Source organism: Ahniella affigens, from assembly GCF_003015185.1.
Taxonomy (GTDB): domain Bacteria; phylum Pseudomonadota; class Gammaproteobacteria; order Xanthomonadales; family Ahniellaceae; genus Ahniella; species Ahniella affigens.
On record NZ_CP027860.1, the window covers coordinates 1,380,332 to 1,402,484 of the forward strand.

20 protein-coding genes are annotated in these 22,153 nt (G+C 60.1%); 10 read left to right on the plus strand and 10 right to left on the minus strand.

Translation table 11 applies throughout. The annotated features are described in order from the left end of the window. Positions 1–5: 5 nt before the first annotated feature. The 3 genes from C7S18_RS05150 to hutI are packed head-to-tail and all read right to left on the minus strand — an operon-like array spanning position 6 to position 4,140. Entirely contained in the window at positions 6–2,306 is a 2,301-nt protein-coding gene (locus tag C7S18_RS05150; protein ID WP_106890552.1) for a serine/threonine protein kinase, read from the minus strand. Positions 2,307–2,350: 44 nt separating this feature from the next. Next, positions 2,351–2,905 (minus strand): ECF-type sigma factor, encoded by a 555-nt coding sequence (locus C7S18_RS05155; RefSeq protein ID WP_106890553.1) that lies wholly within the window; start codon positions 2,903–2,905, stop codon positions 2,351–2,353. Next, positions 2,902–4,140, minus strand: coding sequence for an imidazolonepropionase (hutI, locus tag C7S18_RS05160; RefSeq protein WP_106890554.1), 1,239 nt, complete (start codon positions 4,138–4,140; stop codon positions 2,902–2,904). Before hutI ends, C7S18_RS05155 begins: the two co-directional genes overlap by 4 nt. Before the next feature lie 146 nt (positions 4,141–4,286). Here hutI and C7S18_RS05165 point away from each other — a divergent pair, with 146 nt between their 5' ends. The 4 genes from C7S18_RS05165 to C7S18_RS05180 all read left to right on the plus strand — a co-directional run bounded on the left by C7S18_RS05165 (position 4,287) and on the right by C7S18_RS05180 (position 8,626). Continuing rightward, positions 4,287–5,495, plus strand: coding sequence for a formimidoylglutamate deiminase (locus tag C7S18_RS05165; RefSeq protein ID WP_106890555.1), 1,209 nt, complete (start codon positions 4,287–4,289; stop codon positions 5,493–5,495). A 340-nt stretch (positions 5,496–5,835) separates the two neighbouring features. Beyond that, entirely contained in the window at positions 5,836–6,297 is a 462-nt protein-coding gene (locus C7S18_RS05170) for a DUF3597 domain-containing protein (RefSeq protein ID WP_106890556.1), read from the plus strand. A gap of 965 nt (positions 6,298–7,262) precedes the next feature. Next, positions 7,263–7,739: an SRPBCC family protein gene (locus tag C7S18_RS05175; protein ID WP_106890557.1), complete on the plus strand. Its 477-nt coding sequence runs from the start codon at positions 7,263–7,265 to the stop codon at positions 7,737–7,739. Beyond that, positions 7,739–8,626 carry a sterol desaturase family protein gene (locus C7S18_RS05180; protein WP_106890558.1) on the plus strand — a complete coding sequence of 296 codons (888 nt, stop codon included), beginning with the start codon at positions 7,739–7,741 and terminating at the stop codon, positions 8,624–8,626. Before C7S18_RS05175 ends, C7S18_RS05180 begins: the two co-directional genes overlap by 1 nt. A gap of 6 nt (positions 8,627–8,632) precedes the next feature. Here C7S18_RS05180 and C7S18_RS05185 read toward each other — a convergent pair whose 3' ends face one another. The 4 genes from C7S18_RS05185 to C7S18_RS05200 form a co-directional block, all read right to left on the minus strand. Further along, positions 8,633–9,001, minus strand: a complete 369-nt coding sequence (locus tag C7S18_RS05185; protein ID WP_106890559.1) for an Hpt domain-containing protein — start codon at positions 8,999–9,001, stop codon at positions 8,633–8,635. Positions 9,002–9,075: 74 nt separating this feature from the next. Further along, positions 9,076–9,648 carry a DUF4166 domain-containing protein gene (locus C7S18_RS05190; protein WP_106890560.1) on the minus strand — a complete coding sequence of 191 codons (573 nt, stop codon included), beginning with the start codon at positions 9,646–9,648 and terminating at the stop codon, positions 9,076–9,078. A gap of 29 nt (positions 9,649–9,677) precedes the next feature. Beyond that, complete coding sequence (locus C7S18_RS24415; RefSeq protein ID WP_170113124.1) at positions 9,678–9,947, minus strand: hypothetical protein; 270 nt, start codon at positions 9,945–9,947, stop codon at positions 9,678–9,680. Positions 9,948–10,217: 270 nt separating this feature from the next. Beyond that, a complete protein-coding gene (locus C7S18_RS05200; RefSeq protein ID WP_106890562.1) occupies positions 10,218–10,838 on the minus strand; it encodes a GbsR/MarR family transcriptional regulator in 621 nt (206 codons plus the stop codon). An 892-nt stretch (positions 10,839–11,730) separates the two neighbouring features. On the opposite strand from C7S18_RS05200, the gene C7S18_RS05210 reads away from it, so the two are divergent. Then, entirely contained in the window at positions 11,731–12,213 is a 483-nt protein-coding gene (locus C7S18_RS05210; protein ID WP_106890564.1) for a glutathione peroxidase, read from the plus strand. Between the two features lie 131 nt (positions 12,214–12,344). On the opposite strand, the gene cdd is transcribed toward C7S18_RS05210, so the two are convergent. Then, positions 12,345–12,740, minus strand: a complete 396-nt coding sequence (cdd, locus tag C7S18_RS05215) for a cytidine deaminase (RefSeq protein WP_170113125.1) — start codon at positions 12,738–12,740, stop codon at positions 12,345–12,347. Positions 12,741–13,072: 332 nt separating this feature from the next. On the opposite strand from cdd, the gene C7S18_RS05220 reads away from it, so the two are divergent. From C7S18_RS05220 to C7S18_RS05230, 3 genes are all read left to right on the plus strand, one after another. Beyond that, positions 13,073–13,831, plus strand: a complete 759-nt coding sequence (locus C7S18_RS05220) for an NAD kinase (RefSeq protein WP_206207977.1) — start codon at positions 13,073–13,075, stop codon at positions 13,829–13,831. Between the two features lie 70 nt (positions 13,832–13,901). Further along, positions 13,902–15,455: a S8 family serine peptidase gene (locus tag C7S18_RS05225; RefSeq protein ID WP_170113126.1), complete on the plus strand. Its 1,554-nt coding sequence runs from the start codon at positions 13,902–13,904 to the stop codon at positions 15,453–15,455. Then, positions 15,455–16,378 (plus strand): 5'-nucleotidase, encoded by a 924-nt coding sequence (locus tag C7S18_RS05230; RefSeq protein ID WP_106890568.1) that lies wholly within the window; start codon positions 15,455–15,457, stop codon positions 16,376–16,378. Before C7S18_RS05225 ends, C7S18_RS05230 begins: the two co-directional genes overlap by 1 nt. A 216-nt stretch (positions 16,379–16,594) precedes the next feature. Here C7S18_RS05230 and C7S18_RS05235 read toward each other — a convergent pair whose 3' ends face one another. Beyond that, a complete protein-coding gene (locus C7S18_RS05235; RefSeq protein WP_106890569.1) occupies positions 16,595–17,698 on the minus strand; it encodes a TraB/GumN family protein in 1,104 nt (367 codons plus the stop codon). A 424-nt stretch (positions 17,699–18,122) separates the two neighbouring features. Between C7S18_RS05235 and C7S18_RS05240 the strand changes: the two genes are divergently transcribed. After that, on the plus strand, positions 18,123–19,265 hold the full coding sequence (locus C7S18_RS05240; protein WP_106890570.1) for a PQQ-dependent sugar dehydrogenase: 1,143 nt from the start codon (positions 18,123–18,125) through the stop codon (positions 19,263–19,265). A 700-nt stretch (positions 19,266–19,965) separates the two neighbouring features. Next, positions 19,966–20,367, plus strand: coding sequence for a hypothetical protein (locus C7S18_RS05250; protein WP_106890572.1), 402 nt, complete (start codon positions 19,966–19,968; stop codon positions 20,365–20,367). 155 nt (positions 20,368–20,522) lie between these two features. On the opposite strand, the gene miaB is transcribed toward C7S18_RS05250, so the two are convergent. Beyond that, complete coding sequence (miaB, locus tag C7S18_RS05255) at positions 20,523–21,974, minus strand: tRNA (N6-isopentenyl adenosine(37)-C2)-methylthiotransferase MiaB (RefSeq protein WP_425481114.1); 1,452 nt, start codon at positions 21,972–21,974, stop codon at positions 20,523–20,525. Positions 21,975–22,153 lie beyond the last annotated feature (179 nt).

Consider the following 22,153-nt stretch of genomic DNA (forward strand, 5'->3'; position numbering starts at 1 on the left):
CCGATTCAGGGCCGGTCTTGGTGTTCAGCCGAGATGGTCTCGGATCTGCATCGCTGCAACAGCCAGTCTTCCAGTTGCGTTAGTTGGCTCCGTTGCCGCTCGGACTGAGCGACCGGTAACGGCAGCGACTTGCTTCCGCATTCTTGCCTGGCTTTTGCATGCAGCCACTCCAGTCGTTGCCAATCGAAACGCATCTGACTCGACCATTCCGTCGAATGGTCGAGGCCGCGGGCTTCGGCAACCAACGCTGGCCAAGCTGCGGGCTCCACTGATTGGGGTTGGCTCAGGAAGTCGAGCAACATTTGATGCACGTGGAGCCGGAAGCGCTCCATGTGACCCGCGGCATACTCCGCCAGTACGCGGTCAGTGCTCATTGCCAGCGCGCGCTTGGCGTCATCGAAGTTGCCCAAATCCATGTCGACTTCGGCGAGCCACCAATACGCTTCGGCGGTGCGCAACCCCGAGAAGGAATCTGGCGACTTGCTGATCACGTTCGTCGCCGCCGCAAAACTCTCTCGCGCCAACCGAGCTTCGCCGAGTCGGAGCAGGCCGCGGCCGCGCTCACGAAGGCTCGATTCTGCGTTGTGTGCGGGCAGACTCGGGGGGAGTTGGTCCGGTGCAGCGCGCGCAAACAGCTCGAGCGCGCGCTCGCGATCATTCAGATGCGCGTAAACACCACCCAGTGCGGTTTCGGCAGCCAATACGAGGCCCGGTTCGCGGCAGCGCGGTGACCACTGTTGCAGGCGCTGGCGAATGCGGTCGGCCCGTTCGAGGGCTGATTCCGACTTCGGGTCTATCGCCAAAGCCTGCAGCTTCAGAAGATCGATGCGTTGATTGCCACTGATCAGAGGCTCGTCGCCAGCACGTTGCCACGCTTGTTCCAGAACGGTAAATGCCGGTTCTTGCCGACCAAGGTTCAGCAGGCCATTGCCGATTTCCAGCAGGGCGCGCATCGCGCCTGTGGCATCCTGCTCAGGGTCGGCATGAATCCGGTTTGCGGCATCGACCAGGAATTCGGAAGCGGGCGGATCGCGTCCCGCATAGTGTTGTGGGCTCGCCGCCGCCAAGACCTCAAGCAGCGCGTTGGTCTGTCGATCGGCGCGTTCGGCCTGCCGCCGTGCCTCGCGGGCCTGCCAAAGTGCCACGCTCAAGGCCGCCAGGATCAACGTCAGTGTGACCACGCCCAGCAAGATCGGCCAACGAAATCGCTGCAGCAACAGTTGCACGCGCTCCTTTGGTGAGCCGGCGCCGCTTCGGGGCGCACGGCGTTCCAGCCAGTCGCGGAGATCATCGGCAAATGCGGCAGCACTTGCGTGTCGACGATTCGGGTCGAGCGCCATCGCCTTGCTTAAGATGTCGGGCAGCACGCGCTGCGCGCGTTTGCGATCACGCTCATCGAGTCCCGAACGCTCGGTCAGCACGCGGCGCAAGTCCAGTCGATCCGGTGCCAGCACGCGTGCCGCCCAGGACTGCTCATCCGTACTGGGCGGCTGGTAGGGCATGTGTCCCGCGCAGAGCTCAAAACCCAACACCCCGAGTGCATGCACGTCAACGCCCGTTCCAACGGCTTCACCCAAGATCTGCTCCGGCGCTGCGTAGCGCGGCGTCATGGGCAGACCAAACTGGCTGAGACCGTCCTCAACCGGATCATCCAAGAGCTTGGCGACGCCAAAGTCCAGGAGCTTCGCCGAGCCGTCAGCGCCGATCAGAATATTCGCGGGTTTGAGATCGCGATGAATGACCAGCTGCGCATGCGCAAACGCGACGGTTTCGGCAACCTGAATCAACATCGAAACTCGCTGATCGAGCGTCGGGTGCCGGCGTTCTGCCCAGTGCAGCAAATCTTCACCCTCGACCAGCTCCATCGCGAGCCATGGTTGCCCACTGTCGGTCATGCCGCCATCGAGCAGGCGTGCGATGCGCGGATGTTGCAATCGGGCCAGGATCTGCCGTTCGCGCAGAAACCGCTGCACCAGCATCTGGCCGGGTTTCGCTGATTTCAGGATCTTAAGCGCGACGCGTTGGGTGAATCCGCCGTCGACGCGCTCCCCGACAAACACGTCACCCATGCCGCCGGCACCGAGCTTCGTGCCGACTCGAAAAGGGCCCAGGCGTTCGAGCTGCAAGGATGCGGGGGCTTCCAGGTCTCGAAAGTCGGTGCTCGCCAGTAGGGCGTTCAATTCATCGGCGAGCGCCGGGGCTTGGCGTTCGATTTCCTGAAGTCGGATCGCGCGCGCCGATTCCGGTAACTCGACGAGTTCATGGAAATGCGCACGAAGCGTGGCGAAGGCGAAAGGAGCGCTCATGCCTGATCCATACGCGGTCTAGGTCACAGAACTGACAGGCGACATCACGCGAGTGCCTGCCGCAACCAGGCTCGCGCCATCGCGAAGTCGCGATAAACCGTCCGTTCGTCCACGCCAAGCAATGCGGCGACTTCGGCCACTTCCAGCCCCCCAAAATAGCGAAGCTCAATCACTTCGGCGACGCGCGCATCGAGCTTTTGCAACTCGGACAGTGCCTGATCGAGCGCGAACAAGTCGACATCCTGATCGATCGGCAGGGCAAGCGCTTCGAGAAACGGCACGCGCTGCCAATCGCCACCGCGCTTGTCGCGTTGCTGTGCGCGCAGACGGTCAATCAAGATCTGCCGCATGGTCTTGGCCGCCGTCGTAAAGAAGTGCTTGCGATCCACAAACTGTGGGGGGCTGTTGCCCAGAAAACGCAGAAACACGTCATGAATCAAAGCGGTTGGTTGCAGCGTGTCGTGGCCATGGTTGCTGCGGAGTTGTTGATCCGCGAGGCGGCGCAAGTCGGCGTACACAAATGGCAGCAGGGCATCGAGCGCGCCAGCGTCTCCGTGGGTCCAGCGGTGTATCAGTTCGGTGAGTGCAACGTCGGTCATCGTGGTTGGCCCAACGTCCAGCGTCGGGTGGGTTGATGCGCGCCGAGCCAATAGCACAGTTCCGCAGGGTGGCTGATGTCGTAGGCCACCAGATCGGCGTCCATACCAACTTGAATCTGGCCTTTTGCGTGGGCCAGGCCAAGCGCTGTGGCAGCGTGGCGGGTGATGCCCTGCAGCGCTTCTTCTGGCGTCAGCCGAAACAGGGTGCAGGCTTGGTTGGCGGCATGCAGCGACGAGCGCAGCGGCGAGGTGCCTGGGTTCAGGTCGGTCGACACCGCCATCGGTACGCGCATTGTGCGGAATTGATCGATCGGCGGCAATCTGGTTTCGCGCAGGCAATAGAACGAGCCGGGCAGTAACACGGCGACGGTGCCGGCCGCTGCCATGGCCGCAACTGCTTCGGGGCTCGTGTATTCGATGTGGTCAGCCGACAGGCCACGATGGGTGGCGACCAGTGCCGCACCACCGCCGTCACTCAATTGATCGGCATGCAGCTTGACTGGCAAACCAAGCCGCTCGGCCTGTTCGAACAATCGCGCCGTTTCGTCGCGAGTGAAGGCAATGTGCTCCATAAACGCATCGACGGCATCGACGAGCCCTTCGCCATGCAACGTGGGGAGCCAATGATCAACGGCAAGATCGACGTATTCAGCGCGCCGTTCGCGATATTCCGGTGGCAGCGCATGCAGGCCAAGATAAGTCGTGCGAACCGTGAGCGATAGCGCCTCGCCGATTTGTCGCGCTACACGTAGCATTTTGCGCTCACTGTCCAGGTCAAGGCCATAGCCGGACTTGATCTCCAAGGTGCTGACGCCTTCGGCCGCCAACGCCTCGGCGCGTGGCAGTGAGGCCGCTAGCAATGCCGCTTCGGACACCGCACGAGTGTTTTGTACCGTCGAGACGATGCCACCACCGGCACGGGCGATCTGCTCGTAACTCGCGCCCTGCAGTCGGAGCTCGAACTCATGCGCCCGATGACCGGCAAACACGAGGTGCGTGTGGCAATCGATGAAACCTGGAAACAGGAACTGCCCGCCCAGGTCGAGTTGCGCCGTTGCACACTCTGCCATTGCGACAGGCAGATCGTTTTCGTTGCCGACGAACACAATCTGCCGGCCGCTGATCCCGACAAGGCCTGCTTCGATGAGGCCATACGGCGCGTCCACGCTTGGGTCCATCGTGGCCACGCGGGCGTTCTGAATCAGCAGGTCCCAGCGATCATTGCGAGTCTTCATGCAAAGCAGTCCGGCAAAGTGCTTATTGGAGCAGGGCAGGGCGGGGTTCCGCCAGTTCTTGCTTGCGGCCCAGCATTTGGGGGGCGTAGTGAGTCGCTGGCGGCCGGCTGCTAAGCTCTCGTTGTACTCCAGGTGATTGGAACCCCATGTCTGCACTGCAATTTGTCCCGGCGCTGGTCAATGCGCACTCCCACGCATTTCAGCGGGCGATGGCTGGTCTGACCGAGGCCTTGGTGAATCCTGAGGACAGTTTCTGGACGTGGCGCGAGTTGATGTATCAGTTTGCCGGAAAGATCGGTCCGGATGAGTTGGAGGCCATCGCCACGCAGCTCTATATCGAATTGTTGAAAGCCGGCTACACGAGCGTCTGCGAGTTTCACTATCTACATCATCAGCCGGACGGCACGCCGTATGCCGATCCAGCCGAGATGTCGCGGGCGCTGATTCGGGCGGCAGCGCGCAGCGGAATACGTCTGGTCCTGTTGCCGACGCTTTATATGACACGCGGCTTTGATGGCGGGCCGCTAGCCCCGCGGCAGCAGCGCTTTGGCCACAGTCTGGACGCGTATCTGCGCTTGGTCGACTCGCTTCGGCAGGTGCCAGGATTGCAGGTGGGCATGGCTTTGCATTCGCTGCGCGCGGTGCCGGCCGATGCAATGCAGACATTGTTGGAGACTGACCTCGCGAAGACCGGCCCGATTCACATTCACATCGCTGAGCAGGTGGCTGAGGTTGACGAATGTCTGGAGCGGCGCGGCGCTCGACCCGTGGCCTGGCTGTTGGATCACGCGCCGGTCGATGCGCGTTGGACGTTGGTGCACGCCACGCATCTTAGTGCCGCCGAGATCACGCGGTTGGCCGCCACTGGGGCCAATGTCGCCATTTGCCCCAGCACGGAGGCGAATCTGGGCGATGGTCTATTCCCGCTGGCCGAATTTCTGGGACAAGGCGGCGCCTTCTCGATTGGTACCGACAGCCACGTGTCGACATCGGTCGTTGAGGAGCTTCGTTGGTTGGAGTATGGCCAGCGTCTGCAGCGGCGTCGGCGCAATGTGGCCGCGGACGCGAGCAATCCGCAGGTGGGTCGGAATCTGTTTGAGCGCGCGTATCGCGGCGGCATGCAAGCTGCCGGTTTGTCATCGATGAACGACACTGTGACCGTCGATGCGAATGCCGTTGAGTTGGTGGGTGCCTCGGCCGCCGAACAGTTGGATGCGTATGTCTTTGCGGGCAATCGCAATCTGATTCAGAACGTGACCGTCGATGGGCGCCTGGTGATCGAAAACGGTCAACATGCCGAGCAAGAGGCTGTTGCAGCGGCGTACCGGGATGTGATTCGGCGGATCCGGGCCTGAGGCGCAGCTCATTCACGCGCGTCGGCGGCGTAACTCGCAGACGAACAATCCAACTCACAGCACCCGCGCTGGCGCATTTGGTAGCGGCTCGGGTGGCAATGCGGAGGTTACCCTCGCAATCACGTTGCGAGAGCAGAGGTAGGCAATGGCTCTGCGCGGCAATCGGCGCTGACAATCCGTCACCGCTCCAAAGAATGTTGACGCCGAACCATTCGCGGGACCCGTTTCAGGGTGTTGTCAGACCCCAGTCGTCGGCGTTTGCTATAACTACCGCGTCGCATGTCGCGGCGCGTCGCGTGGTTCTGCGTGACGAGGCAAGCTGTTCAATTGGAGGTTCACTATGGGGTTGTTCGACTCGATCATGAATACACTCGGCTTTGGCAGTGCCAAAGCTGCAGAACCCAAACCCGCGCCGGCGCCCGCGCCAGAAGCGCTGGAGCCGATTTTTGTGGAGACACCGAAGGCTGCTACCCCCGCGCCTGCAGCTGCCCCCCCGCCTGCACCCGTTGCCGCGACCGTCGTGGCGCCAACGCCGGTGGCGGTGGTTGATGTGGTTGCCGAATTGGAAGCCCGGGCGAAGAAGAATCCGCAGAAGCTGAACTGGCGGACGTCGATCGTCGATCTGCTGAAGCTTCTGGAACTGGATAGCAGTCTTGGGGCTCGCAAGGAACTCGCCAAGGAACTGCACTGCCCGGACGATCTGATGGGCGACTCCGCCAAAATGAACATGTGGCTGCACAAGACCGTGTTGAAGCGGCTTGCTGACAATGGCGGCAATGTGCCAGCAGATCTGCTCGACTGAAAGGATTGCACGCGTTCGCACCCGGTGCTATTCCGGGTGCGATGGTTTTTGTGGGAGCGGCTTCAGCCGCGAACGGTGATTCCGCAAGATTGGTTCGGGCCTGAAGGCCCTCCTACAAAAGGCAGCTTTTGTGGGAGCGGCTTCAGCCGCGAACAAGTCTTGCGGCGAGGTCGGTTCGGGCCTAAAGGCCCTCCCACAAAGGGCGAACGGACCGCGGCAAAATTGGTTCGGGCGGGTGGTTTTTGTGGGAGCGGCTTCAGCCGCGAACGGTGATGCCGCAAGTTTGGTTCGGGCCTGAAGGCCCTCCTACAAAAAGGGAACTGGGCTGCCGCAAGATTGTTCGGGCCTGAAGGCCCTCCTACAAAAAGGGAACTGGGCTGCCGCAAGATTGTCTCGGGCCTGAAGGCCCTCCAACAAAAAGGGGAATTGGACTGCCGCAAGATTGGTTCGGGCCTGAAGGCCCTCCCACAAGCAGTAGGTGATCTTGCCGCAAGATTGGTTTAGAGCGGTGGTTTTTGTGGGAGCGGCTTCAGCCGCGAACGTTGATGCCACAAGTTTGGTTCGGGCCTGAAGGCCCTCCTACAAAAAGGGAATTGGGCTGCCACAAGATTGGTTCGGGCCTAAAGGCCCTCCCACAAAGGGCGAACGGACCGCAGCAAAATTGGTTCGGGCGGGGGGTTTTTGTGGGAGCGGCTTCAGCCGCGAACGGTGATGCCGCAAGTTTGGTTCGGGCCTGAAGGCCCTCCTACAAAAAGGGAACTGGGCTGCCGCAAGATTGGTTCGGCCCTGAAGGCCCTCCCACAAAGGGCGAACGGACCGCGGCCTGACTGACCCGGGTCAGAGGGCCTTCCGACAGCTGGCGGCGACGTATCTGGGGTGTTCTGCCGTGTCGGTGGCTGGTCAATTGTCCGAGGCGCTGCTGAAATCAGCCGACCAGTTCCGATTGAGACCACCGAGTTCGCCGCATGGACATCAACCTTCACGCTCGCCAGCGATGCCCGGGAACCATTCACCAGGTGTTTCGTTGCTCGGTCGACCCGATTGGGTTCCCAGCATTGTTCAGAGGATTCGGCCCGATTCCGGCGCTGACCCAGATTGAGCTCGATCAGCCACTCGGCGTTGGGGTGACCCGCCGCGTCCATAGCGCCGATGGCGCAATGATGCTTGAAACCGTCAGGGCGTACGACCCGCCAAACCGACACGCTTACACGCTTCGTGGCATCAAGGCGCCCTTGTCCTGGCTGGTTTCGGCCGGACATGCGGACTGGCAATTTGATGCGTCTGAGCAAGGGACCTTCGTTCATTGGCACTACCGCTTCGAGTTGACGAGCCCCATCATCTGGCCGCTGGCGTTTCCGCTGCTTCGATTGTTCATGCTGACTGCCATGCAGCGCTGCCTGTACGCTCTGGCGCACCAAAGCCAACTGCCGTCGGAGCGCTGATGGAACAATGGATACTGCTCGGCATGGCCCCGGTGTTCCTGGCCCTCATTGGCTTGGAGGCTTGGTATTGGCATCGTCGCAAACAAGGTCAGTACAGCCTCGTTGATACCTTGAGCAACGTGGCGCTGGCGTTGATGCACCAAGTGGCCGACCTGCTCGCTTGGGCAGTGACCATTGGGCTTTTTTATTGGGTGTATCTACACCGCCTGCTTACCGTCCCGAGTACATGGTGGGGGATCGCACTTCTTGTCATTGGGCAGGACTTCTTTTACTACTGGTTTCACCGCGCCCATCACCGCATTCGGTGGATGTGGGCGTCACATGTGACGCACCACAGTTCCGAGCGTCTGAACCTGTCTACCGCATTCCGGCAAAGCCTGACGTACCCGATCTCCGGCATGTGGCTGTTCTGGTTACCGTTGGCCTGGCTGGGTTTTGAACCAACGCACATCGTGGCTGTGGTCGCGATCAATCTGGGGTTCCAGTTTTTCGTCCATACCCAGGCAGTCGGAAAATTAGGGTGGCTGGAATCGGTGTTCAACACGCCCTCGCACCACCGCGTGCATCATGCCCGTAACGCCCGCTACATCGACAAGAACTACGCCGGCGTGCTGATCATCTGGGACAAGCTCTTTGGCACGTATGTCGAAGAAGACGACGCCGACCCATGCGAATACGGGATCGTTGGCCAGATTCACAGCCATAATCCGATCACGCTGACGTTTCATGAATGGCGTGAGCTGTTGCGCGATGCCGGCCGAGCCGCTGGCTGGCGCGCAGCAATGGGTCAGATGTTCGGGCCACCCGAGCAAGCCCGTTCCCATTTGGACGCCGTCGCGGCAAACGATCCCAGGCTCGCGAAGGCGGCGCCGGGCCCCGACGCCTGACCGAAATTAGGGACTGCCGGAACTGGGATAGCGATCGATCAACGCTCGGCACGCCGCCTCATGGCTGGCTTCGCAGCGAAGAATGAGATTCGCTGCCAGATCGAATTGCCCGTTGCGGAATTTGGCCTCCATGTCCGCCGCGAGTTGCGACAAGCCGTTGGCCCCAATCGTTGCCGCTGCCGATTTCAGACTGTGCGCTGAGCGGGTCATCACTTCATGGTCCTGACTGACCAGTGCGGCATTCAACGCCCGCATCAGGGCGTCCGAATTCTTCAGGTAAGCCTGAACCATTTGCTGAATCACGTCGGGTTTCCCCGGTCGCTGCAGCGGCCGAAGTGCCTCCAATCGGTTCCAGTCCATCGCATTGGGATCCATGCCCTGAGCCTGCCAAATACTGGCCGGCCGTACCGAAAATCTTTGCAACGGGCCAGATCGACGACCAATCCGGATCAACGGCCCGCCAACGGCTCGTTGTGGAACGTGCCGAACTGCTCAATCAACGTGCCGAACCATCGGTGGCGCAGGCTCAGATGCACATTGAATCGGCGGGCATCGACATTTTCGTGGATCAGATGAAACCGACCAGGGTGCAGCAATGCCGGAAGGTCCAGACGCCAGCCGCGCCAATGCAGGAAATAGCCGCAGTCGCGGAAGACCAGGTTCTGGCCCTCGGCAGTCAATTTTAGGCACATCCCGAGCCCACCACGAAAGCGCTCGACAAAGCAGCCGTCGGCATCGAGGGTCATGACCGAGCTGAAATCGAACGGGCCCGAATCGAAATGGTAGCAACGATGTTTGAGCCAGCTCATACCGAGCGGGCGGACATTGAACTCGAATGCGACATTCTGTCCGGTCCGGGTTGGAATCAGGCCTGACACCCGGGTGAGCTGCGCCAGGACCCATCCGAGCGGGCGCAATCGGATGCGATTCATCACGCCGACGAAGCGCAGGGGTTCCTCTCTGGCCGTATGCGCAAAACGTGACTGGATATCGGCGGGCATATTGCCGAACGCTGGGCCCATTCCGGCCGCAAGCAGCCGGGCGTGCTTCGTCAGTCCAATTCCTGGGTGTCCGATTCCTGGGTGTCCAATTCCTGGGTGTCCAATTCCTGGGTGTCCAATTCCTGGGTGTCCAATTCCTGGGTGTCCAATTCCTGGGTGTCCAATTCCTGGGTGTCCAATTCCTGGGTGTCCAATTCCTGGGTGTCCAATTCCTGGGTGTCCAATTCCTGCGGTGCGGGTCGGATCCGGTGCCGCTTGGCCGATTTGTGTTCGAGCGCTGCTCGAAATTTTTCGGTTACTGCGAATTTGGAATGTTCCAAAAAGACGGAACTTATCGATTACGTCTCTCAAAACAAACCATAAGTTCTTGTTATTCAGTGTCTTGAGCATCGGAACCTCGGTTCGGTCACGGGCTATCTCGAAAATGGATCAGGAAGTCCTGGAAAAAACATGAAAACTAAGAAGATTGAATCGTGAGCTCAGGTCTGGCTTGAGGCTCTGTTCTGAATTCGATATTAAGACAGGCATTTCGGGAAATAACGAAACTAACGAAAACGCTTCAACTACGACATGAGAGGGTGTTCCAGATGTCAGCGTCCGAACAAGTCGATCTGTGCCAGGGTTTTCTGTTTTTCGGATTCTTCGGTGATTTCCGAATCTTCTTTCGTGGATTCGTTGGCCGACTTGCTCGCCGGCTTCAACAAACTCTGGATCTTGGCGCCCATCTTCAACATCTTGAGCACCGTCGCGGGTGGGAGCTTGTGCATCTCGTCTAACCAAGCGTTGCCGGTTTCCAGAAACTCCAACACTTCCTTCATGCGTACCTGTGCGCGCTGGTCGGCCGTCCCCATGGGCGAGTCGAGCACCGCGCTCCGTAGCATCGACAGCGTGGGGTCGATTTCCCGCTTGCGCCGCTCCTGGGTAATGATCCGGAAGATCTCCCAAACGTCCTTCGGGGTCTCGAAGTGGTCGCGGCGGTCGCCCAGGACATGGACGAGCTTGACCAAGCCCCAAGATCCGAGCTCCTTCACGCTGGTACTGACGTTTGATCGGGCCAGGTTCAAGGTGTCGCAGATCTCGTCGGCAGTCAGGGGGCGGTCGCTCAGAAACAGCAGGGCATGAATCTGTGCGACAGTCCGGTTGACGCCCCAGCGGCTGCCCATTTCGCCCCAGTGAAGAATGAAGCGCTCCTGCATTGGCGACAGTTTCATGGCTATTTCCGTAATTTCTGTGTTTGCAGAAATTACGCTGAATCCGGGCGAAAGTCAATTTGGCGGATGACGCATGATCTGGTTTTCTGCTGACCGTTCAGGCCAGCGATCAGACGCGACCCAATTGAGCCTGGCCAACTCAATGAAGCCTGGCCGACCCCACCAAGCCTGGCCGACCCCACCAAGCTTGGCCGACCCCACCAAGCTTGGCCGACCCCACCAAGCCTGGCCAACCCCACCAAGCCTGGCCAACCCCACCAAGCCTGGCCAACCTGACCAAGCTTGGCCGACCGGATCGCTTGGCCAAATAGGCAACCTGGCCAAATAGGCCACCCGGTTCCCGACCCGGCCTGGCCAACTTGGGCAACCTGTCGCACAACCCTCTGCGACGCCCCGGAGTCGTAGAGTGGCTTCGCCCGCTGAGCGTCGACAGGCAGACCTTGTCTCAGGCTGGCGCGCCCCCACCTCTCATCAAACACGCCGTAACCCATTGGTTTTGCCAACCAATTAATTGCGAGCGGTGACGATTCTGACCGCAAGTAATCGCCTTCCCAGCACTCCCCCGCGCTCGCGGGGGAGGAAGCGCTCCCTCTCCCACGCGAGTGGGATAGGGCCGGGGAGAGGGCTACTTGCCACACAGTGCCGTCGTGAAAATCGCGCATCGTCGCTGACAGTTTGATGCACGAATAAGCGCACCAAAGGGACGGCTGGACTCCCACCCGAGTGGAAGCGGGCTGGGGAGCAGGCTACTTGCCACAGTGAGCTGTCGTAGGAATCGCGCATCGTCGCTGATTGTTTGATGCGCGAATATGCGCACCATCGGGGCAGCTGGACTCCCTCTGGCGCCAGTGGCCGTCCCCGTGCACACTTTGACTAACCAAGGAGCCCGCCCATGAGCAGCAAGCTTTACGACATCACGGCCACCGACATCGATGGTCAGGAACACCAATTGTCCGAGTTCAAAGGCAAGGCCATGCTCGTGGTCAATGTCGCTTCCAAATGCGGTTTCACGCCGCAGTACAAAGGACTTGAGGACATGTATCGCCGGCACAAGGAAGAGGGCCTCGTTGTACTCGGGTTTCCGTGCGACCAATTTGGCCATCAAGAGCCCGGAGACGCCGACGAGATCAAGAACTTCTGCTCACTGACCTACGACGTGAGTTTCCCGATGTTTTCGAAGGTCGAGGTGAATGGCGATCAGGCGCACCCCCTCTACCAGCACCTGAAGAAAGAAGCCAAAGGCGTGCTGGGCACCGAGTCGATCAAATGGAACTTCACGAAGTTTCTGGTTGATCGGAGCGGCAAAGTCTTGAAGCGCTATGCGCCGACCGACACGCCAGAGAAGATCGAAAAGGACTTGAAGCAAGTCCTGTGAGCGTCGAGCCGTTGCTGGCAACGGCGTGATTCTGGCGGACTGAGTCCGGACATGTGCCGGACTCAGTGCGGGTCTGAAAGTCCAGGATGGACTTATTCAGACCCTCCCTAGGCTTTGAGAATCCTGGGCAATCAAAGTCGGAATGAATCGACCAGCAATTCGCTCAGCGACCGGGCCACTGGCTTCAGTTCCGGATTCAGATAATGCACGACCGCATCAGGCCCGAGCTCGATCAGGGCCTGTCGGCACGCGCCGCAGGGCGACGCCCCGCAGGGGCCATGACCAACTTTGTTGGCGCGGACCGCGACTTCCACGATTTGTAGTTGCCGACCCTCGGCTGATACCGCCGCTGCCAGCGCGCTTCGCTCCGCGCAAATGGCGAGCCCGTAACTGGCGTTCTCGACATTGCAGCCGATATACACCCGGCCGCTCGCGGCCCGAAGCGCCGCACCAACATGAAACCCGGAATACGGCGCGTAGGCCTGGTGCAGGACTTGTTGGGCCAGATCAATCAGGTCATCTGCCATCGGTTTGTTCCGTCCGCCAAGGTTCATGAGGGCGCGCGATGATTGCAGAAAACACCGGGGTGGGTCTGGTTCGGTTGCGCAAGGGGACAGGCTCGGTAGGTCGACGTGTCATCAAAGTGAAGCAAGGCCCGTTCCGTGACCATGTGAAGAGCGCAAACAATCGTATGATGCTGACACCCGCGACGCTTTCCGGCATCCTTGTCCGGCGTCACTTCGGGAGACTCTGAACGAGTTCAGAGTCGCTCTGGGTCTGAAAGTCCAAGACGGGCTTTTACCGACCCGCCCGAATGCGTCTGGCGCAGACTGCTCTCTCGGCTAACTGGTGCCCCACCATGAAACTCGCTTTTGTAGCCAGCAAGACCGAAGAAGCTCAGAAGGCGCTGGCCGCCTTGCGTGCCGAGTTTGGCGAACACCGGCCGGCAGATGCCGACTTGATCGTGCCGCTGGGGGGCGACGGCTTCATGCTGCAGTCGCTGCATCGCTACCGCGAATTGAACAAGGCCTTTTACGGCATGAAGCTCGGTAGTCTCGGGTTTCTGATGAACCAGCACCGGTCAGAAGGGTTGCTCGATCGCATCGAGCGGGCCAAGCCGACCCTGTTTCGGCCGCTGGAAATGACGGCTGTTTCGGAATCAGGAGCAACGGTCCACGCATTGGCGTACAACGAGGTCTCCCTGCTTCGACAGACCAAGCAGGCGGCACATATCAGAGTCTTCTTGAATGGCACCGAGAAGCTCGCCGAGTTGGTCTGCGATGGGGTCCTCGTGGCGACGCCCGCTGGCAGTACCGCTTACAACCTGTCCGCCAACGGGCCGATTCTGCCGCTCGATTCCCGGGTGCTTGCGATGACGCCGATCTCGCCCTTCCGCCCCAGACGGTGGCGTGGTGCGATCCTGCCGAGTGACATTGAGGTCAAGCTGGAAGTGCTCGACCACTACAAGCGCCCGGTCAGTGCGACAGCGGATGCCAATGAAGTGCGCGATGTGGTGGAGGTCACGATCCAGGAATCCACCCGCCACACAGCCAACCTGCTGTTCGATCCTGAGCACAAACTGGAGGATCGGATTCTGAACGAGCAATTTGCAATTTGATGGGGCGATGTGAGCCGCGGCACGTACTGCGTTGGTCGCCGCTCAATCGCCCTGAATGGAGCTGAATCACATGAATCTCGTTGAGTCGTCTCGCGCGCTCCGCCGGGTTGCCGCCCTGACTTGGCTGATTTTGTTCGCCATCGCGCCACTCAGTCTGGTGCGGGCGGCGCCTACGAGCGAATGGGCGGACAAGGTCGACGCCGATCTCAGGCAGTTGGCAAAGTCGGATCGCCAAGCCGTGGTTCCGGTGCTGATCAGCATCCACACGCCAAACGTCCCAGTGCCGCGGCCACCGGTCGAACTGGCACAGCGACAAGCGTTTGTCGCGGCACTGAAGGCCGCCTCGGCGGCAGCGCAGGCGCCGGTGCTCAAGGGCTTAGAGGCGCGCGGTCTGAAGCCGACGTCCTACTGGGTGGGGCAGGCCATCGCGGTGGAATTGCCGAGCGCAGAATTGGAATGGTTGGCGAGCCAGTCATCAGTGAAGCACGTGCATCGAGACCGACACTTGACGGTTGAGGCAGACATCAGTGAGCGCAATCCGACCCTGGCCAAAGACAGTGTGTGCAGCAACGCTGGCGCACCCACCTGGGGCGTCGACCGCGTGCAAGCGCCAGCCGTCTGGGCGCAGGGCTTTACCGGCCAGGGCGTGGTCGTCGCGGGCGCCGACACGGGCTACCAATGGAACCATCCCGCGCTCATTGGCAAGTATCGCGGTTGGAATGGCGCGACGGCCGATCACCACTACAACTGGTGGGATGCGATCCGAAGCGGCAGCAACACGACCTGTGGCGTGGCGTCACCGCAGCCTTGCGATGACAACAGCCACGGAACACACACCATGGGGACCATGGTTGGCGACGCGGGCGGCGGTAACGCCATCGGCGTGGCACCAGGCGCCAAATGGATCGCCTGCCGCAATATGAACTCCGGGAACGGCACGATGTCGAGTTACAACAGCTGCTTCCAGTTCTTCCTGGAGCCAACGCGCCTGGACGGCAGCGCTGGCAACACCGCGCTGGCACCGAATGTCATCAACAACTCCTGGGGTTGTCCAACCGATGAGGGCTGCAATACCGCCAATTTCGTACAGATGGAAACCGTCATCAACACCTTGCAGGCAGCCGGCATTCTGGTAGTCGGATCGGCTGGAAACAGTGGTTCGGCATGCAGCACCATCGACACGCCGCTGGCCATTTTTAGCGCAACGTTTACCGTTGGCAATTCGAACATTGGCGATAGCATGGAGGCCAGTTCCAGCCGCGGGCCGGTCACAGTGGATAGCAGCAATCGCATGAAACCTGAGATCTCCGCGCCCGGATCATCCATTTGCTCCAGTGTGCCGGGCAACGGTTACGGCCTCAAAAACGGCACCAGTATGGCCGGGCCGCACATTGCCGGGGTCGCCGCACTGCTGATGTCTGCCAATCCCTCGTTGCGGGGTAACCCAGAGGCTGTCAAGCAGGCCATCATCGGGACAGCGGCCCCCATTCTTGGCATCTCGCAGAATTGCGGCGGCTTAGCGACCACAGATGTGCCCAACAATGTGGGTGGCTATGGCCGCGTCGATGCGTTCGCCGCCTTTCAGCTGGTTGCCGGTAGCATGTACCGGGACGGTTTCGAATAATGTCCAACGACTCCAACAACTCCAATAACCGGCTGGTGGTAGCGATTTCCTCGCGGACGCTCTTCGATCTGAACGAGAGCCACGAGCTGTTCGAGCGCGAGGGCCTGAATGCCTATCAGCGCTATCAACTCGCGCGAGAAGATGACCTCTTGCTGCCCGGAATGGCGTTTCCGCTGGTCCGGAAGCTCCTTAACTTGAATCAGCTCCGCGTCGATCACAGTGCGCCGGAGGTCGAAGTGATTCTATTGTCCCGAAATAGCTCCGACACGGGCATCCGAATCTTTAATTCGATTGCCCATTACGGTCTCGACATTGTCCGCGCCGCGTTTACCAATGGTTCGCCGACTTGGCCGTACGTGCAGTCCTTCGGCGCTGATCTGTTTCTGTCGTCCAACGCTGAGGACGTCGGCAATGCGTTACAAGCCGGCGTCGCCGCCGCGACGATCTTGCCGGGTCGCGCGCCATTGAATACGCACGATCAACTACGTATTGCGTTTGATGGCGACGCCGTGATTTTTTCCGACGAGGCCGAGCGCGTCAGCAAGCACGAAGGTTTGGAGGCGTTTCATCGCAGCGAGAGCGAACTCGCCGCAACGCCATTGAGTGGCGGCCCGTTTCGCTCGTTGCTCGACAAGTTACACCGACTGCAGGCCGCGTTTCCGATCGAGCAATCGCCAATTCGTACGGCTTTGGTCACGGCGCGCTCCGCGCCCGCACACAAACGGGTGATTCTGACCTTGCGCGAGTGGGGTATTCGGCTAGACGAGGCGTTCTTCTTGGGCGGTCGCGACAAGGGTCCGTTTCTGCGCGATTTCGGAGCCGACATCTTCTTTGATGACCAGCAGCGCAATTGCTTGTCGGCCGCGCAACATGTGGCCACTGGTCATGTGCCGCATGGCGTGCAGAACCCCTCGAAATCATAAGTCGGTCACATCCGCCAACTGGCGCACACCAACCATGACGCTTGGCAGGGGTTTCGGTCGACTGGCAGGCGTAAGGTCGGAACTGCCGAATGCATCGTGATGTTTCGGCTCCCCCGACAGGTGGCAGAGCTGGTTCCTGACACCTTTGAACCTGCGCACACAGGTTGAGCCCGATCCTTTGCGGACCGGGCTTTTCTTTTTGCGGTGGAACGTCGATCAGGGAGCCGACGCGTCGGCCGTTTCCGGCTCGCGCTCGGTTTCGGAGTCAGGCTCGGCCAGTGACTCGCCCGGCGCCTCAATCGCATAGCCTTGGGCTTTCAGCGCTGACAGATAGTTCCGGGAATCAAGGACTTGGCTCAGACTCAATATTGCAAGCGTGCTCTGGTTCTTTTCCAGCGCCGTTGTGGCGGACTTGAGCCAGGTCGCGGCGACTTGCTGCTGAACGTTGGCGAGCGGGCTGTTCTTCATCAGCGAGCTGTTCAGAAATGCATTGGTGCACGAGCTGGCGCGTTCGTTCAACGTCATAGTTTTCAGCGTATCGACGTCACCGGTGGCCCAGGCGTTGGCTCGGGCTTTCAGAACATCCAGCTCGGTCTCGAGCAGGCTGATGGTGGACTCCAGACACGCCACGTCGTCGAGTTCCGTTTCCTTGAAGGCTTTGAGCTTTCCTTTGGTATCGTCAATCTTCAGGGTGACGACAGGCTCGGTGATCGTGCGCTTCAGCTTCTTGGCGGATTTCTCGACGACGGGCCAGACGACTGCCTTGTAACTCAGATCGAGGTCATCCATGACGGCGTCAAACAATTCGTTTGCGGCAAAAATTGGCCGATACTTCTCGACCGAGCGATCGCGGCCCATGAACTTCTTCTTCTGCACGAGCCAGCGTTGATAGAGTGCCGGCGGCAGTTGGTCCTGCAGCGTTTCCTTGTCCGGATTCTTGCGAGCACCCATGGCGGACGGTACGAGCATCATCATGCCGAATACGCCGCGGTCAAACTCAAACTTGACGCTCGGCTGGGCGATGACTTCCTCGGATTCCATGATCACCGTCTTGACCTCATCGGCCGCCCATTGCATGCGCTTTGGCAGTGGGCTGATCGTGGCTAACACCCACATTTCGTGCTCGCCCTTGCTGACCCGCCACAAGCCCGGGCCTGGTTGATAGCCAGCCACGACGGTGATCTCGTCCATTTGCCGTTCGGTCAGCGGGGCGGCCGGAGTGGGTTCATTAGCATACAAGGGCGCGACCCAGAGGGCGCCGATTAGAACTGACAAAACAAAGCGCATCGCTGGCAATCCGTGCTGGACGAAAGCGCGCATGCTCCGGTCTTGATCGTCAAGTTCTTGTTATGTCGCAGTGAGCCCATCAGGCCACCGTTCACTTTCAACGACCTACCTTTGCTGCCCAACGGGCCTGAGTGATCGGACCCCCATTGCCGTCATCCTGGAAGCCGCGCAGCGGGTTCCGGGATCCAGGGCAATCAGGCCACAGTTCACTTTCAATGACCTCCCTTTGCTACTCAATGGGCCTCAGTGATCGGACCCATACTGGCGTCATCCTGGAAGCCGCGCAGCGGGTTCCGGGATCCAGGGCGATCTTGCGACTCCGTTACAGGCATTCTGAGTCCAAACCAGCATCAGAAAGTCGTGGGAGCGCTCGATCTCGCCGCCCGAGATCGCCCCCTTGACCGCAAGACGACCCAGTCTGCATTAGCATCAGCGCGTCTTGGACTGGAGCTCGACTATGCGCCCCATTTTGGCAATCATCCTCGCGCTCCTAACCTGCGCCTGCGACGCCGCACCGCCTGGCCCGTTCACGCCCCCCAAGCTTCCCGGAACCATTCAGACCGAAAAGGGCCCGGTGCAGATTGGCGTCGTGACCGCCGGTTTACGTTCGCCCTGGAGCCTCGCGTTCCTGCCCAACGGTCGCTTTCTGGTCACCGAGCGCGGCGGGACGCTTCGAGTCGTCGAGGCCGACGGTCGGATTGGTCAACCGATCAAGGGTGTCCCGCAGGTTCATGCGAACGGGCAGGGCGGCTTGCTTGACGTGATTCTTGATCCCAGTTTTGCGGCTAATCAGACGATCTACCTGTCTTACGCCGGCAAAGATCGGAACGGTGCGCGTACGACCGTCATGCGTGCTGTGCTGCGCGATCAAAAGCTTGAAGACACCAAGGTGATCTTCCGGCAACAACCGAGCATCGATAACGGCCTGCACTTTGGGTCGCGCATGGTCTTTGATCGCGACGGGAATCTCTACATCACGATGGGTGAGCGCTACGAACTAAAGGAGCGCGCCCAGGACACCAGCACGACGCTCGGCAAGGTTGTACGCATCAAACCCGATGGCAGCATCCCCGCCGACAACCCGTTAAAAGGCAAAGGTCGCGCGTTGCCAGAAGTGTTCACTTATGGTCATCGCAATCCGCAAGGCGCGGTGCTCCATCCAGAAACCGGCGCGATCTGGATTCATGAGCATGGCCCGATGGGCGGTGATGAGATCAACGTGCTTCGCGCGGGCGCCAATTATGGCTGGCCAGTGATTACGTATGGCCTCGACTATTCTGGCGACACCATCGGTGAGGGCAGTGCCCGCGCGGGCATGGAACAACCGCTGTATCAATGGACGCCGTCAATCGCGCCGAGTGGCATGGCGTTCTTGACGTCGGAACAAGCCGGACCGTGGCGCGGCAACCTATTTGTCGGCTCGCTGAAGTTCACGATGCTCGTCCGCCTGGAACTGAAGGATGGCTTGGTCGTCCACGAAGAACGCCTGCTCCAAGGCTTGGGAGACCGTGTGCGCGATGTGCGCCAAGGGCCGGATGGGTTGCTGTATGTGCTGACGGAGAGTCAGGGGCGGATTTTACGATTCACCGCCCCTGAATAAATTGCGCGATAACCCGAAGTCTCGCCGCGCCCGAGTCGCTCAAGGTTGATGACCACCCTTATCGCAAGTAACCCCCTCCGCGGGCCATCCCCCGCGGTCGCGGGGGAGGGAGCCGACTCCCTCTCCCACGCGAGTGGGAGAGGGCTGGGGAGAGGGTTACTTGCCGCAGTGCACCGTCGTGACAATCGCCCATCGTCACTGACAGTTTGATGCGCGAATCAGCGCACCTTCGGAGCGACCGGCACCCCCACGCGAGTGGGAGAGACTAATGTAGCTCTTGGCGCTGCCGGTGGTCTGATTGCGCGTGCGGTATTGGCCGTGTGGCCGCATCGCTGCGGCGTTGATGCCTAGTGTGTGCAACGTACCGTTCGTCGACCGAGCCGCAACTGCGAGCATTACGGAGCTTTTGAACAAATTCAGAAGCTCATGATCCGCGCACACGGGAGGCTCGCTCCAATCATGGCAAGTGGTATTGTTCAGGCTATCGCGCGCTCGCGCTATACCCGTTCGGGTTGATGGATCGCGCGCGTTCGTGCAAGTTCAGTGGCGTCACGAGTTCAAACTTCGACTGTTACCACCGCAGACTTTTTTTTTCAAACTCAACGCTAGCCTTAGAATCCAAAATGGACCCACTGAGCCCACAACCCTATTCTCGTTGTGCGCGCCCATTCTTAAGTTGCAGAAGCGAGGATCCGACACGATGTCATCGTTTAGCAGTCGCAAATCACTGAAAGTCATACGGGTCTTGTTGGCCGGACTCGTCATTGCGCTGTTGATCGCCATGGGCTGGGACAGCGAACACGCTTATACGAAAGTAATGCCGATGGTCTGGGCATTAGTCAATTTATGTCTGGTGCAGCAGCGATTGCAGCCCAAACCCCAAATATCGGCAGATGCCGCGCCAATCGTTCCAGCTTGGGTGCCCTGGGCGTTAGCGATTGGCTTCACGCTCGGCATGTTTGCTATTGGACAGTATTGTGTTGCGCACTATCAGCATCCGCAGCGCCAATACATGCTGTTCGCCTGGTTGATTCCCTATTCCGTCGGCTGCATCGCCTTGCTTGAGGCCGGTAAGCGCGTGTGGCGCCGGGTGTCTGGCTAATCCGATTCCACCGATCGCGGTTGTCAGGCGCGCTGTGCGTCAGATTTGGCGTGGCCGAATGCTGCTGCACGTCGATGCAACAAGATGCATCGGCTGTTGCCGAACGGAGGCGTTACGGCCAAGTACCACAAGCGCATCGCGAACGCGCTCATAGCTTAAGCAATCTCGCGCTCATCCCGAATCACCATCCTGCCACGCATCGAATTCGTCAGCGCCTCGGTGATTTCCACATCGACAAACTGGCCAATCAAACGCGCATTCGCGGGGAAGTTGACGTAGCGCATGTTTTCGGTGCGGCCCGTCAGCCAAGTCGGGTCTTTCTTGCTCGGGCCTTCGACCAAGACACGCTGCACGGTGCCGACCATGCTTTGCGAGATCTTCGCGGCGTTCGCGGTGATCGCCGCTTGCAGCCGCGCAAGACGCGCACTTTTGACCTCGGCCGGCGTGTCATCCAGCAAGCTCGCTGCCGGTGTGCCCGGGCGGCGGGAATAGATGAACGTGAAGCTCTGATCGAAACCGATCTCTTCGACCAGCTTCATCGTTGCGTCGAAATCGCGATCGGTCTCGCCTGGGAAGCCGACGATGATGTCGGTCGAGATCGAAATGTCGGGACGCACAGCCCGGAGTTTTCGCAACTTCTGCTTGTACTCCATGATCGTGTGGTTGCGCTTCATCGCCGTCAGGATGCGATCGGAACCGGACTGCACCGGCAGATGCAGGAAGTTCGCCAACTTTGGAATGCGGGCATACGCATCGATCAGGCGCTCGCCAAATTCCAGCGGATGCGAGGTCGTGAAGCGGATGCGGCCGATGCTCGGGATCGCGGCGATGGCTTCGATCAACAGCGCGAGGTCCGCCATCTCGCCGTCTTCCATCTCGCCCAGGTACGCGTTGACGTTCTGGCCCAGTAGATAGATCTCGCGCACGCCTTGCTCAGCGAGTTGCTGCACTTCGCGCATCACATCATCGAAGCGTCGGGACACTTCTTCGCCACGCGTGTACGGCACCACGCAGAACGAGCAGTATTTGGAGCAGCCTTCCATGATCGATACGAAAGCACTCGGGCCCTCAACGCGGGGCGCCGGCAGGTGATCGAACTTCTCGACTTCCGGAAAACTGATGTCGACTTGCGGCTTTTTCGTTTCGCGCTTCGCTTCAATCAGCTGCGGCAGGCGGTGCAAGGTTTGCGGGCCGAACACGAGGTCAACGAACGGCGCGCGCTCGATGATCGCCTCACCTTCCTGCGACGCAACGCAGCCACCCACGCCAATCACCAGGTGCGGCTTGTCCTGCTTCAGTTGCTTCCAGCGGCCGAGCTGGCTGAACACCTTCTCCTGCGCCTTCTCGCGGATGGAGCAGGTGTTGATCAGGATGACGTCGGCCTCGGCCTCGTTATCGGTCAACTCCAGGCCATAGGCGGCCTTGAGCACGTCGACCATCTTGTCGGAGTCGTACTCGTTCATCTGGCAACCATGGGTCTTGATCAGAAGCTTGCCGCTCATGGTCGGTTCTGCCTGGGGGAGGTCAAAGGGGCGCGGAGTATAGCGGCTGAGTCCTGGTGCCGGGACACTTGTCAAGCCCGAAGGCTGGCAATTTAGGGGCCAAATCTGGGAAACTTCCGGCCAAGCGCCCGGTCTGAGCCCGGGCTTGCCCTGACCTACCTGGATATCCCGAATGCGTTTTTGCTTGTTTCTGAGCTTGTTGCTGTTGTCTGGCCTGTTTGCCCCGAGTGCGTGGGCGGGGTCGGGCTATCACACCTGTACGGGCAAGAATGGCGTCAAGATTT

Excerpts from the sequence above, each read along its gene's own strand:
- C7S18_RS05150 (WP_106890552.1), bottom strand. The coding sequence starts at position 2,306 with ATGAGCGCTCCTTTCGCCTTCGCCACGCTTCGTGCGCATTTCCATGAA.
- C7S18_RS05155 (WP_106890553.1), bottom strand. The coding sequence starts at position 2,905 with ATGACCGACGTTGCACTCACCGAACTGATACACCGCTGGACCCACGGA.
- hutI (WP_106890554.1), bottom strand. The coding sequence starts at position 4,140 with ATGAAGACTCGCAATGATCGCTGGGACCTGCTGATTCAGAACGCCCGC.
- C7S18_RS05165 (WP_106890555.1), top strand. The coding sequence starts at position 4,287 with ATGTCTGCACTGCAATTTGTCCCGGCGCTGGTCAATGCGCACTCCCAC.
- C7S18_RS05170 (WP_106890556.1), top strand. The coding sequence starts at position 5,836 with ATGGGGTTGTTCGACTCGATCATGAATACACTCGGCTTTGGCAGTGCC.
- C7S18_RS05175 (WP_106890557.1), top strand. The coding sequence starts at position 7,263 with ATGGACATCAACCTTCACGCTCGCCAGCGATGCCCGGGAACCATTCAC.
- C7S18_RS05180 (WP_106890558.1), top strand. The coding sequence starts at position 7,739 with ATGGAACAATGGATACTGCTCGGCATGGCCCCGGTGTTCCTGGCCCTC.
- C7S18_RS05185 (WP_106890559.1), bottom strand. The coding sequence starts at position 9,001 with ATGGATCCCAATGCGATGGACTGGAACCGATTGGAGGCACTTCGGCCG.
- C7S18_RS05190 (WP_106890560.1), bottom strand. The coding sequence starts at position 9,648 with ATGGGCCCAGCGTTCGGCAATATGCCCGCCGATATCCAGTCACGTTTT.
- C7S18_RS05200 (WP_106890562.1), bottom strand. The coding sequence starts at position 10,838 with ATGAAACTGTCGCCAATGCAGGAGCGCTTCATTCTTCACTGGGGCGAA.
- C7S18_RS05210 (WP_106890564.1), top strand. The coding sequence starts at position 11,731 with ATGAGCAGCAAGCTTTACGACATCACGGCCACCGACATCGATGGTCAG.
- cdd (WP_170113125.1), bottom strand. The coding sequence starts at position 12,740 with ATGGCAGATGACCTGATTGATCTGGCCCAACAAGTCCTGCACCAGGCC.
- C7S18_RS05220 (WP_206207977.1), top strand. The coding sequence starts at position 13,073 with ATGAAACTCGCTTTTGTAGCCAGCAAGACCGAAGAAGCTCAGAAGGCG.
- C7S18_RS05225 (WP_170113126.1), top strand. The coding sequence starts at position 13,902 with ATGAATCTCGTTGAGTCGTCTCGCGCGCTCCGCCGGGTTGCCGCCCTG.
- C7S18_RS05230 (WP_106890568.1), top strand. The coding sequence starts at position 15,455 with ATGTCCAACGACTCCAACAACTCCAATAACCGGCTGGTGGTAGCGATT.
- C7S18_RS05235 (WP_106890569.1), bottom strand. The coding sequence starts at position 17,698 with ATGCGCGCTTTCGTCCAGCACGGATTGCCAGCGATGCGCTTTGTTTTG.
- C7S18_RS05240 (WP_106890570.1), top strand. The coding sequence starts at position 18,123 with ATGCGCCCCATTTTGGCAATCATCCTCGCGCTCCTAACCTGCGCCTGC.
- C7S18_RS05250 (WP_106890572.1), top strand. The coding sequence starts at position 19,966 with ATGTCATCGTTTAGCAGTCGCAAATCACTGAAAGTCATACGGGTCTTG.